We start from the raw sequence: 11,230 nt of genomic DNA, 5'->3' as shown, positions 1-11,230 counted from the left end.
GCGCTCCTTACAACTGCCAGGAGCCGATATCGGCATTCACGCCGTCGCCATCCGGTTGGCCGTCGGCCCCCAGCGAGAACACATCGACCTCACCATTGGCGCCCGGGTTGAGGTAGTGATAAGGGTTGCCCCACGGGTCGTTGGGCAGGCGCTCGAGGTAGGCGCGCCAGTTGCTGTTCTTCGCATCCGCCGGACGCTCCACCAGCACCTTCAGGCCCTGGTTCATGCTCGGGTAGGTGCCGTGGTCCAGGCGATACAGCTTGAGTGCTTGCATCAAGCCGCCGATGTCCTGTTTCGCCGCCGTGGCCCGCGCCTGGTCCGGGCGATCCAGGACCTTGGGCACCACCATCGCCGCCAGGATCCCGAGGATGACCACCACCACCATAATCTCGATCAAGGTGAAGCCACGCTGGCCGCGAGGCCCTGGCAATGGGGATTTGAGGCGCGCGATATCCATCTCGACATTCCTTGGCTTGAGTGCATTTCGTGGCGCAGTGTTGCAAGAACACATGTCAGTCGTATTGAAAATCCTCGGGAGTTTCGGTCGCCAATCGGTCAACTCCCGGCGCTAGTCTGCGGGCCTGTTTCCAGGCTTTCGAGACCCCCATGGACAGCCGTCGCAAGGCGCAGGGCTTTACCCTGATCGAGGTGCTGGTGGCGCTGGCGATCATTGCCGTGGCCATGGCCGCAGCCGTGCGCGTGGCCGGGTTGATGACCCAGAGCAATGGCCTGCTGCGCGACAAGTCCATCGCCTTATTGGCAGCGCAGAGCCGCCTGGCCGAGTTGCGCCTGGAAGGCCACTTGCGCAGCGGCAAAAAGACCTTCGACTGCGACCAGGGCCGCTTGCAGCTGCGCTGCGAACAAACCATCAGCGCCGATGGCGAACTGTTTCAAGTGCATGTGCAGGTGCTCGACGCCCGCCGTGAAGCGCCGCCGCTGGCACGCCTGGACACACAGGTCAGGGTCGAGTGAGCAGCGGCAGCGCAGGCCCGTCCGGCAACTTGTCGAGCTTCACGCGCAGCTTCTCGCCGCCGCGCTCGATCTCCACGCCGTCGCCTTCAATGGCCGTCAGGCGCACGCCGGGGCTGAGGCGTTCACCCAACAAAAAGCTGCGGGGCGGGCCGTCGTTGAGGCTGAGGATCGCCACGGCACCGCGTGCCCCGGCCAGCACACCCGAGACCTTGACCTGCACTGCCGACGGCGCAGTCGAGAACCATTGCAGCGCCGGGTTATCACTGCGCGCCGCGAGGGCCTGGGGCGTGGCCGCCGGCGTGTGGGATTCGGCCGACGTGAGCAGCAGCGGCGTCCAGACCGCCACACCGGCCAACGCCGCCAGCACCGCCAGTGCCTGCACCCCGTGGGCCGGTGAAAAACCAAGGGCAAATGCCATGAGTAGGACCTCCTGTTTGTCCGTGGCACCAGCCTACAGCTCAATTCGCACGTTTTTATTTCAGCTCCTCTCCAGTTCTCCAGGTGCCCTGCGATGAAACAACACGGCTTCACCCTGATCGAGTTGATGGTGGTATTGGTGATCATCGGCATTGCCAGCGCCGCCATCAGCCTGACCATCAAGCCCGACCCACTGCACCTGCTGCGCAAGGACGCCGAGCGCCTCAGCCAACTGCTGCAAATCGCCCAGGCCGAAGCCCGCACGGACGGCCGCCCGATCACCTGGCGCGGGGATGCCGAGGGCTTTCGCTTCAACCGCCGCAGCGACGACGGCAGCGGCATCGAAACCTTCCAGGGCGACGACCCACTGCGCCCGCGCCTATGGGAAAGCACACCGATGCAAATCACCGTCGAACCGCGCCAGCGCCTGGTACTCGATGCCGAATGGATCAGCCCAGCGCTGCGCGTGGTGCTGTCCGACGGCCAACACCGCCTCAGCCTGCAACGCGACGCCCAAGGCTTGATGCGCGTGGTGAGCCAGCCATGAACACCTCCCAACAGGGCTTCACCCTGATCGAAGTAATGGTCGCGATCATGCTCATGGCGCTGGTCAGCGTCATCGCCTGGCGCGGGCTGGACAGCGTCACCCGCGCCGACCAGCACCTGCAGGCCAGCAGCGAACAGACCGAAGTGCTGCTGCGCGCACTGAACCAGATGCAACGCGACATCAGCCTGCGCGCCAGCGTCGAACTGAACGCCCCGGATCCCTCCAGGAACAACGAAGAAAAGGTTGATGGACTGGCGGCCGTGACAGTGCGCAGTTCCGACAGCAAAGGGTTTCGGCTGGACATCATTCGCAGCGCCCCCGTCACCGGGGATGGCCTGCAACGGGTACGTTGGTGGCTCAAGGGCGACCGTTTGTATCGCGCTGCGGCGCCTGCACGGGATCGCTATCCGTTGCCGGCGGCGAAGGACGCGGTGGTGGTGCTGACAGGGGTCAGTGATCTGCAGGTGCGGGTGTGGGAGGCGGATAAGGGCTGGCGGCAGCTGAGCGGGAATCGGCGTGAGGATCCGTTAGGGCTGGAGATCAGTCTGGTCCGGGAGACGCCCCAAGGTGCGGAGCGCTATCGGCAGGTGGTGGGGCCGTTGAAGTGATTAACTCAACAACACCACCCCACCCGGCAACTCAGTGCACTTGGCCCCATACGCATCCCGAATCAACAACGCCACCCCCGCCAACTGCTGCAGGCTGAACCGTGCCTGCACGCGGCGTTGGCCGAGTTGCTTGTTGAGCAGCACCAGCATGCCGGGGCGGTAGCGGTTGATCTCGTCCACCACCGTCGCCAGTGTGGCGTTGTTGAACACCAGCACCTGTTCGCGCCAGGCCACCACCGCCTGGGTATCCACCACCACGGGTTCGCCCATGCCGGCGGCGCTGTAGGTGAGTTGCCGTCCACCTTCCAGGCGCACGCTGCGGCCGGCGACGTCCACCGACAGCCAGCCTTCGATACAGGTCACGCAGACGGTCTGATCGGTGTTGCGCAGGTTGAAGCGTGCCTGTGCCGCACTCACCGCGCCTGCGCCGGCCAGGACCTGAAGCGGCTGCGCGGCATGGGCGAGCACTTCGACTTCGCCTTCGAGCAGTTCGATGCCCTGCCCCACTCGGCTGATGCGCGTCTGGGTGTTGAGTTCCAGGCTGATGCCGTCGCTCAATAGCACCTGTCGCTGCTCGCCGACCTCGGTGCGGTAGTCCGCCGTCAGGCCAGCGAAGCCGCCGGGCGAGCCGACGTGCACCATGACCACGGCTGCCGATGCGGCTATCGCACCGCCGAGGAAAGCGCGCCGGCCAAAATGACGCGGCTGCGCCACTTGCGCGGCGGCCGGGGCCAGTTGCTGCCACACCACCTTGGCCTGCTCGAACGCCTGGGCGTGCTCGGGGCTTTGCGCGCACCACGCCTTGAGCGCCTTGGCGTCGGCCACGGTGGCACGGCCCGAGGTCAGCAGGACCAGCCAGTCGCGGGCTTCATCGTGCAGGGGGCTGGCGGCGGTTTCCCGGGCGGTGGAGAGGCTAAAAATATTCAAGCGCGCACATACTCACGGATTTATCAGGGACTCGACACTAAGACGGTTTTCCGGCCCCGGGACCGAACCGCTGGATCACTTTTCTTTCGAGGCGCTTGGCGCAATGACCGAGGGCGGCCTTGATTTCCTTCTCGACCATGCGCGTGGAAATGCCGAAACGCTGGGAGATTTCCAGGTGCGGCGCCTCTTCCAGGCGCGCGGCGATAAGGATCTTGCGACGACGCGCCGGCAGCTCGTAGAGCGCCTTGACCAGGGACTGGATTTCTTTCTGGCCGCCGACCACGCGCGAGGGGTCCTGGGCTTCGTCGGCGCTTTGCAGCAGCTCTTCCACTTCACTGCCGGTGAGCAGGCGCGCATCGGCCTGGCGGCGGTCGGCGGCGATGTTCAAGGCCATGCGGTAGAGGTAGGCGTTGGGTTGTTGCAGGTTCGGCGGCACGTCCATGCGGTCGACCCGCAGATAGGTTTCGTGCAGGACGTCATTGGCTAGGTCCTCCGACCCCAGGCGCTTGCGCAAACGCACCTTGAAGTCTTCGTAGGAGGCCAGGAACAAGCTGACCATCGTGCTGTGCCCGGTATTTTTCATCCGCCCGAGGCTCCTTTGACTGCTGTGCATTCCATGCGCATTCCTGTTGTGTCGGGCATCAAAAGTAAAGTCACCGGCTGGCGCAGCGAGCTTGGCGCCGGGCGTTCCACCCGCGCCGTGCCCAGGCTGCGGACCAGTGCTTCATCGCGTTGTTCATCGCCGGTGGAGCTGACCAGCCGGCTGTGTTCGATGACCCCGTCAGGATTGACCCAGACCTGCACCAGAGCGCGAAAACTGCCGGGACGGGTCACCGGCGACCGGCACAGGCTGGCTTCGATGGCCTGCTGCACGGCGGTGGCATAACTGCTGTTGATCCGCGCCGCCTGACGGGCCGCCGCGCCACGCGCTGCCGGCGGCTGGCTGACCTGCGGCACCTGCAAGGTAAACGCATCGCTGCGTGCGTAACGCGCCATCAGCCCGCTCCCTGTCAGCAACATCGCCAGCGCCTCAGGCGCCGTGAAGCGCCCGCGCACGCCGATGGAACGCCGGCCCCGGGTCAACTCGCGGTCGACCAGCACCGCCATGCCCGTGGCGCGGCTGTAGGCTTGCAGGGCGTGCTCGAGGTCTTGTGCCGGCAGGTCCAGCGCCAGCGGCGGTGTCTCGGCCCGCGCCGCGCCGCCACCCGCCAGCAGCAACAGCAAGACCAGGACGCATCCGGCGCGCCTCCAGGCTCCCTGTTCACCCCCTGCTCTGCATCGCTGCACGGCCGACGCGCCCTAGAAAACCGTCATCCTGAGGCCAGTTTATGAACCTGATGTTACGGTGATAGCAAAAAAAACATCACGGTGACGAGAGGCCCGCTGCACTAGACTTGCCAGGCACAACGGCCCACACCCCGGGCCCGCCAGGAGGCACTGATGAAGCATTTACCGATCCTCGCCAGCCTGTTGCTGTGCGCCGCCCTGCCCTTGCTCGCCCAGGCCGACAATGCCCCGGGTGGCTGCGCCGAAGTCGCGGTGGATGGCTACAAGGCGCCGGACTACGGGTGCCTGAGCCAGCAGATGGGCAGCGAGACGAATGCAACCAAGGCCGCGCAGAAGAATCGCGAGGCGCAGAACATCCCGGTAGAGCGGCGCCAGCCGAACAAGGTCGGCCTGGCCACTCCGGCGGCGACCAGCGTGCGCATGGGCAACACCTTCGGTACGTCGGTGAAGCCGCAGCGACCGTGAGGGATCACCTTCGATAGAACACGCCGCAGGAAACTTCCTTGTACAGGTGGTCGGTCCACCCTGAGTTGTGCACGTAGATCTGCTGGTGCGAGCGAAACTTCTCGATCCCGCGAATATTCACCATGTCCTCGTGCCAATTCGCATAGATCAGCATGCCTTCGATATCTTCGATGGTTTGCGGGTCATCCTGGCCCACTAGAAACGTCGGCACACCCAGGCACAGGCTGAACGTGACGCCTGGATGGTTGGCGCGCAGCCTGGCCAGGCGCTGCACGTGATCGGCCTGCCGATGACGCACGGCGGCAGTTTGCTTGTAGGTCATCCCGATGTAGTAAGGCCACCACTCTCGGTCGACCCTCGCGACGATGGCATAGAAATAGGCGTAGTCATTTTCCGGGATGCCGTTGGAAAACAGCAGGTCGTGGGGCGCGGGGGGTGTCCAGGCAATGTCGACATTGACGTCGAAATAATCCGGCCAGGAAGCTGTAAACGTCTCGCCAATCATCTGATCTCCTATCGAGCCGTCCTCTCCGGGCACCGGCCAATACCGTCCATCTATTTCCTGGCACACCCCGCGCAGTGCCCGTGGCCGCCAGACGAAGGCGGGACAATACCCGAGATCATGGCCCTGAGCCACCACTGCTGGCACACTCCACGTTCCACTTGCAGCAGCACGGCCCGCCATGAACGACACACTGGTTTCTCGCAATGCACAACTTGATCAACTGGCCCTGATGCTGGTGGTGTTCAAGCACTACGTCGAGATGAAAAAAAATGCCCAGCTCCTGGACACCGCCCGGCTGGCCGAATCGGTGATCGCGGAGCTGATGTCGCACTTGTGCGGCATGGGCGGCTTCATCGATCTGAATAAGGACTACCCCAACCACCCTGGCATAGACCTGTTGTCCGACGATGGCACTGTGGGGGTGCAAGTCACCGTGACGCGCACTCCGCGCAAAGTCAAAGACACCCTCGACCACGTCCCGTCCCTGCCCGCCACGCTTCAAAAGCTCTACCTCGTGATGGTCTGTGGCCGGCAGAAAAACTACCGGTCGGCTTCGATCGCTCAACACGCTCATGCTGCCGGCATCTGCTTCGACCCCAAGACCGATATTCTCGATCTGGAGGGGTTGTTTGAAATGGCCCGGCACAACAGTCAGGCGCACATAGACAAAGCCATACAGCGACTCGAAAAAGAAATGGGCCACCGCGCGCTGAGCCTGCTGGGCAGTTTCAACAAAAATGCCGACCGCGTGCTGCAGGTGATCCAGGCTCACGGGGTGCGAGGACCGGCGTTCAATGAGCTGCTCGACATTGACCCCTGGGTCGCGCCGCCCCGCCTGACCACTCCCGATGCCCTGCAACCCTGGCTGACACCGGTCAATTGCGCGACCATCGCCGAGCAATTCAATGTGCCGCCGAGCTGGCTGGACGGCGCCGACGAGCGCACGGGCGATTATTACGACAGCTCACCCTGGCGCACCTCGGGCGATGTCATGGGGCTGCTGGCAACGATCACCGAACGCTACCGCAGCGCGCACTTCCATATCGTGATTGCCGACGACATCGACACCCCCTTCGACTGCTTCCACGAAACGTCGCCGGGGGCACGGGAGGTGCCCTTGCTGGTGTTCTACAAAGCGCACGGACCCTACGGCGATGTCTATGCGCATTTAGGGGTACAGCCTTGGAATGTGCTGCATCACCGTCAGGCCGCGTTCTTTCTGGCCACCGCCATTCGCGACTTTGCGCGCCAGGGCTTGGGCCATTTCAGCGTCGAGTGGGAGCAGTGGCCGCGCAACGACATCCTCGCCAGTTGCACCGGTACGCTATTGGCCGAGCTGGTGCCAAACCGACGCGGGCGACCGCTGGACGAGCGCGACTGGATCCGTTTCGATGGCCGCTGGCAGTTCCCCGGCCGACCGGACCTGACCACAGCGTTCAACGATGAGTATCTGCCCACCGTGCTGCATGGATTCCAGCGCCTGCAACAGCGCCAGCACCGATTTCGCGTGCTGCAGGAATATGTCGATACCCAAGTCGCCTGGAGTGCCCTCGCGGCCCCGGCACCCGGCGCGAAGCGTGTCGACGGCTATGCGGCGTGTGACATCGCACAGATCTGCCACGTGCCCTTGCGCTGCGCCGACGCCCTGGGCAACGAGCATGAACTGTCGGTAGACAAGGCGCGCGAACTGATCGATGAGCAACTGGAGATGGCCACTGCGGACCCGAAAAAGCGCTTCGTCTTCCTCGATATCCGCGTCGATCCGGCGCGCGCAGACAGCTAGCACCGGGCTCGGATTATCTGGGGCAGGTATCGGCAGGCACGCCGGGCGGCGTGCCTGCCGATCAGTGGCTTAGAGCAACGACAGCGGGTAGCTGATGATCAACCGGTTCTCATCGAACTCATTGGTGCTGAAGTCCCGGCGCAGGGTCGAATTGCGCCAGCGCACGTTGAGGTTGCGAGCCGGCCCGCTCTGCACCACATAGGCCAGTTCGGACTCGCGCCCCCACTCCTTGCCATCGGTGATCGCGCCGACATGCGCGTTGTCGCCACGGATATAGCGGGTCATCAAGGTCAGGCCCGGCAGGCCCTGGGCGGCGAAATCATAGTCGTAGCGTACCTGCCACGAGCGCTCCTTGGCCGCGTCGTAGCTGGAGTTGTAGCTGTCGTTGGCCAGGCTGGTGCCGGCCGTGCCGTTGACGCGCATCCAGCCGTTGTCGCCGGACATGCGCTGGGCGCCCAGGTAAAAGGTGTGCGCGCCAGTACGCGCCGAGAGCATCGCCGACATCGCGCGGTTGTCCAGGTTGCCGGCCAGGGCCTTGGCGTTTTCTTCACCGGAGAAATAGCCGAGGTTGGCGCCCAGTACCCAGCTGCCCACCGGTTGGCTGTGGGTCAGGTTGAAGTAGCGCTGCTGGTAGATGTCCGCCAGTTCCGAGTACCACACGCCGAGCTGGGTTTTCTTGTCGTTGAACTGGTATTCGGCACCGCCGAAGTTGAAGCGGTCGGAGGTGGCATCGGGGCGCCCGGCCATGAACATGTCGTCCATGCTCGCGTCGTTGCGCGGGCTGTTGGCGCGAAACTGGCCGCCGTACAGGCTCAGGCCGCTGATCTCCCTGGACGTCAACTGCGCGCCACGGAAAGTCTGGGTCAGCGAACGGCCATCGTCGGACCGCAGCACCGGCAAGGCCGGCGCCCACTCACCGGCCTTGAGTTCGGTGTTCGACAGCTTGGCCTTGAGCGCCACGCCGAGCCGTCCGAAATCATCCGCCGGACGCCCGTCATCGTGCACCGGCAACAGCTGGGTATTGGCCGTGCCCTTGCCGCCGTCGAGCTTCACCGAGTACAGGCCCAGCACGTCGACACCCAAGCCGACCACGCCGGCGGTGTAGCCCGAGCGCGCATCGAGGATAAAGCTCTGGGTCCACTCCTCGGCCTTGGCCTGCGGGTAGTTGCCATTGACGAAGTTGCGGTTGAGGTAAAAATTGCGCAGGTTCAGCGAGGCCTTGCTGTCGTCGATAAAGCCGTCGGCGTAGCTGCTGCCGGCCGTGAAGACCAGGCAGGTGAGCACCACAGGGTTGGCACGTAAAAGGATCTTCATTGTTATTATTCCTTTTCGGGAGGCGAACGCCTCCCGTCGCAGATCACGGGTATCTGCTGGCTTGAGAGATAAGGTGAGGTGGAGCGGTTTAGTTGCCGGTCAACGCAATGATCGCCGGCACCGTCAGCACGGCGGTGTAATAGCCCATGAACTGCACGCCGATGTTGAAACCCAGGAAGCGTGCGAGGAAGCCGCCGAGCAGGCCCACGGTGACAATCACCATCAACCCCAGCAGCCCGCCTTCCCAGATACCGATCACCAGCACCAGGCCGATAAAGGTCGCGATCACCGCTTCATGGCTGATCTTGCGCACCACAAAGGCGGCGGCGCCGTGGGCAAAGTTCATCGTGAACGGGTACGCGACCAGGATCGCCACGATCACCGCGAGCATGCCGTAGCCGAGGAATTCCCAGGTGTTGAGCAGGTTGTGCAGGTTGTTGATCTCGCCGGTGGCGTTGTCGACGAAGAAGCGCGGCGGCGCGTTGAACAGCGGCGCGGCCGGGCCGGCGGCCACCGGGCTCAGCGGCAGCCCGAAGGCCATCAGCGGGATCAGCGTTTCGGCGATGTAGGTTGACTCGGTCACGCCGTTACGCGCGGTGATCACCGTGGTCAGGCGGTCATAGGCCTGCTTGATCCGCGAGCCGATCACTTCGCCCATGATCACCGTCATCGCCACCGGGCTGAACACGAAGGTGGCGCTGGAAACGCTGGCAGCCATGGCCGTGACGCGCACCTGGCGCGGGTTGATGACCTTGAACGGGTTGGGAAAGTAGCCGCTCCAGCCCTTCACGTCCGGGGCCAGGGAAAACACCCGGTAGTGGTCCCGACGCATGCGCTGGCGCTCACTCGGTGCCAACAGCGAGAACAGCGAGGCAATCAACGGCGCCACGGCGATGCCGAGGAAGTAACTCACCGACAGCTTGACCCCGTATTGCCCGGTCAGCGCCTGCAACGCGACGATCACCACCACAAACGGCACCAGCGCCAGCACGGCGGCCCAACGCCCGGCAGAGAAATAGGCAATGGTGAACGCCGCGCACAGGAACACCCATGGCGCGAACTGCTTGATCACCGCACCGAACGGCGCCAGCAGCACCGCGAACAGCACCGACAACGGCACCGCGATCAACGCCGCCACCGCGCCACCGGAGATCATCTTGCGCAGGGCAATATGCGGCACGCCGAGTTTGCGCAGGTAATTGGCATCCGCCAGCAGGGCCGTGGCCGAGGTGTCGCCGGGAATCCCCAGCAACGCGGTCGGCACGGCATGCGTCATGTGCTTGGCCACGGCGCCGGCCAGGAAGAACGTCAACACCCCGGCCGGCGGCGCGCCCAGCAGCACCACCAGCATGGTCAGCGGTGCGAGCGTGGTGGTCTCATCCGTGCCGGAGACCAGGCCGATGGCTGCGAACACCACCGCGCCGAGCAGCCCGAGGGCGAAGGCCATCATGATTTCATGCAACAAGACTTCCATTACCCGCGCCCTCCGCTGAGGCTGGGAGTCAGTGCCGGAGCCTGGGCGACCGACACGTTTTCTTCGCGGGCCTGGGCTTCACGGAACAGCTCATACAACTCCAGCTCGCGCAGTTCGGCGATCACCTCGGCGGACAAGTCCTCAAGGCGCCCGAGGCTGCCGTATTCCTTGAGCAGGTCGGCCACCACTTGTTCGCGAAAGCTCTGGTCGGCGACGTTTTCCTGCACGTCGCGCTTGGGTGCAAACAGCCTGGCACTGATGGCGCCACCGGCCAGGCAGCCGAGAATGCCGATCAGCATGGCGTAGGCTCGCGCCATCTGCGCCGACTCCACCAGGTGGTGCAGTACTTGCTGCGCGGCAAAGTAGGCGCCCAGGCTGACCACCGCGCCAATGCCGATGGACATCGCCAGGTCACGGCCATCAATGGTGTCGCCCCAGACCTCGTAGAGGTTTTGCCTTTTCGGCGGTAAACGTTGCTGCATGGTGCCCTCCGGCCCTTTCGGGCTTGTTGTTTTTATAGGGGGGTGAAACGTTCAGGGTCGGCGCAGCGTGGCGCGCCCCACGGTGGTGGCCTGGCCCTGTTGATTGACGATCTGCAACACCAGCGTGATGCGTTCGCCCTCCACGGCCTGGATTTCACCGTGGGCGGTCAACACGTCACCGACGTAGGCGGCGCGCCGATTGCTGTACTCGAAGGCCAGCAGTTCGTCGCTGTCCTCCATCCAGTCGTAGAGCAACTGCGTCAGCCAATCGCCCTGCAACGGGCCATCGACCAGCAGCGCCGGATGGCCTTCCTGGTGCTGCGCGTACAGCAGGTCATAGTGGATGCGGTGGGCATTCCAGATCGCCGCGTTGTACAGGAACAGTTGCACGGTGCCCGGCGTGTATTGCCGTGACGGCAAGGCCTGGCCGATGTCGAGGGTGGGCATGA

The 11,230-nt window shown here is 64.2% G+C and carries 15 protein-coding genes; 5 read left to right on the top strand and 10 right to left on the bottom strand.

Annotation, left to right across the window (positions count from 1 at the left end; translation table 11 throughout):
* Positions 1–7: 7 nt before the first annotated feature.
* Positions 8–457: a type II secretion system major pseudopilin GspG gene (gene gspG / locus AC07SI_RS09845; RefSeq protein ID WP_120448220.1), complete on the bottom strand. Its 450-nt coding sequence runs from the start codon at positions 455–457 to the stop codon at positions 8–10.
* A 149-nt stretch (positions 458–606) separates the two neighbouring features.
* Here gspG and gspI point away from each other — a divergent pair, with 149 nt between their 5' ends.
* Positions 607–972: a type II secretion system minor pseudopilin GspI gene (gene gspI, locus AC07SI_RS09840; protein WP_495005633.1), complete on the top strand. Its 366-nt coding sequence runs from the start codon at positions 607–609 to the stop codon at positions 970–972.
* Here gspI and AC07SI_RS09835 read toward each other — a convergent pair.
* Positions 959–1,390, bottom strand: a complete 432-nt coding sequence (locus AC07SI_RS09835) for a type II secretion system protein N (protein ID WP_495005632.1) — start codon at positions 1,388–1,390, stop codon at positions 959–961. The genes gspI and AC07SI_RS09835 overlap by 14 nt on opposite strands.
* 93 nt (positions 1,391–1,483) lie before the next feature.
* On the opposite strand from AC07SI_RS09835, the gene AC07SI_RS09830 reads away from it, so the two are divergent.
* On the top strand, positions 1,484–1,936 hold the full coding sequence (locus AC07SI_RS09830; protein ID WP_065905915.1) for a GspH/FimT family pseudopilin: 453 nt from the start codon (positions 1,484–1,486) through the stop codon (positions 1,934–1,936).
* Positions 1,933–2,544, top strand: coding sequence for a type II secretion system protein GspJ (locus AC07SI_RS09825; protein WP_495005631.1), 612 nt, complete (start codon positions 1,933–1,935; stop codon positions 2,542–2,544). The genes AC07SI_RS09830 and AC07SI_RS09825 overlap by 4 nt, the downstream gene beginning before the upstream one ends.
* Here the strand turns inward: AC07SI_RS09825 and AC07SI_RS09820 are convergent, their stop codons facing one another.
* From AC07SI_RS09820 to AC07SI_RS09810, 3 genes are read right to left on the bottom strand one after another with little or no spacing between them, the layout of a single operon-like run.
* The gene (locus tag AC07SI_RS09820) at positions 2,545–3,471 is read right to left on the bottom strand and encodes a FecR family protein (protein WP_065905911.1); all 927 of its coding nucleotides are present in this window, start codon (positions 3,469–3,471) and stop codon (positions 2,545–2,547) included. It abuts the gene before it with no gap.
* Between the two features lie 37 nt (positions 3,472–3,508).
* Positions 3,509–4,054, bottom strand: a complete 546-nt coding sequence (locus tag AC07SI_RS09815) for an RNA polymerase sigma factor (protein WP_016980117.1) — start codon at positions 4,052–4,054, stop codon at positions 3,509–3,511.
* On the bottom strand, positions 4,051–4,695 hold the full coding sequence (locus tag AC07SI_RS09810) for a secretin and TonB N-terminal domain-containing protein (RefSeq protein ID WP_120448217.1): 645 nt from the start codon (positions 4,693–4,695) through the stop codon (positions 4,051–4,053). Before AC07SI_RS09810 ends, AC07SI_RS09815 begins: the two co-directional genes overlap by 4 nt.
* Before the next feature lie 216 nt (positions 4,696–4,911).
* Between AC07SI_RS09810 and AC07SI_RS09805 the strand changes: the two genes are divergently transcribed.
* Positions 4,912–5,223 carry a hypothetical protein gene (locus AC07SI_RS09805; protein WP_495005630.1) on the top strand — a complete coding sequence of 104 codons (312 nt, stop codon included), beginning with the start codon at positions 4,912–4,914 and terminating at the stop codon, positions 5,221–5,223.
* A gap of 4 nt (positions 5,224–5,227) precedes the next feature.
* On the opposite strand, the gene AC07SI_RS09800 is transcribed toward AC07SI_RS09805, so the two are convergent.
* Complete coding sequence (locus AC07SI_RS09800) at positions 5,228–5,728, bottom strand: hypothetical protein (RefSeq protein ID WP_213552536.1); 501 nt, start codon at positions 5,726–5,728, stop codon at positions 5,228–5,230.
* 178 nt (positions 5,729–5,906) lie between these two features.
* Here AC07SI_RS09800 and AC07SI_RS09795 point away from each other — a divergent pair, with 178 nt between their 5' ends.
* Complete coding sequence (locus tag AC07SI_RS09795; protein WP_495005629.1) at positions 5,907–7,511, top strand: SMEK domain-containing protein; 1,605 nt, start codon at positions 5,907–5,909, stop codon at positions 7,509–7,511.
* 69 nt (positions 7,512–7,580) lie between these two features.
* Here AC07SI_RS09795 and AC07SI_RS09790 read toward each other — a convergent pair whose 3' ends face one another.
* The 4 genes from AC07SI_RS09790 to AC07SI_RS09775 all read right to left on the bottom strand — a co-directional run bounded on the left by AC07SI_RS09790 (position 7,581) and on the right by AC07SI_RS09775 (position 11,228).
* Complete coding sequence (locus tag AC07SI_RS09790) at positions 7,581–8,825, bottom strand: OprD family porin (protein WP_065905902.1); 1,245 nt, start codon at positions 8,823–8,825, stop codon at positions 7,581–7,583.
* 88 nt (positions 8,826–8,913) lie between these two features.
* On the bottom strand, positions 8,914–10,299 hold the full coding sequence (locus AC07SI_RS09785; RefSeq protein ID WP_120448214.1) for a tripartite tricarboxylate transporter permease: 1,386 nt from the start codon (positions 10,297–10,299) through the stop codon (positions 8,914–8,916).
* Positions 10,299–10,781, bottom strand: a complete 483-nt coding sequence (locus AC07SI_RS09780; protein ID WP_065905900.1) for a hypothetical protein — start codon at positions 10,779–10,781, stop codon at positions 10,299–10,301. Before AC07SI_RS09780 ends, AC07SI_RS09785 begins: the two co-directional genes overlap by 1 nt.
* Positions 10,782–10,832: 51 nt before the next feature.
* Complete coding sequence (locus AC07SI_RS09775) at positions 10,833–11,228, bottom strand: hotdog family protein (protein WP_218277279.1); 396 nt, start codon at positions 11,226–11,228, stop codon at positions 10,833–10,835.
* Between the last annotated feature and the right edge of the window lie 2 nt (positions 11,229–11,230).

Source organism: Pseudomonas sp. GW821-FHT05D12, assembly GCF_059419825.1.
This window is presented reverse-complemented; position numbering and strand designations above follow the sequence as displayed.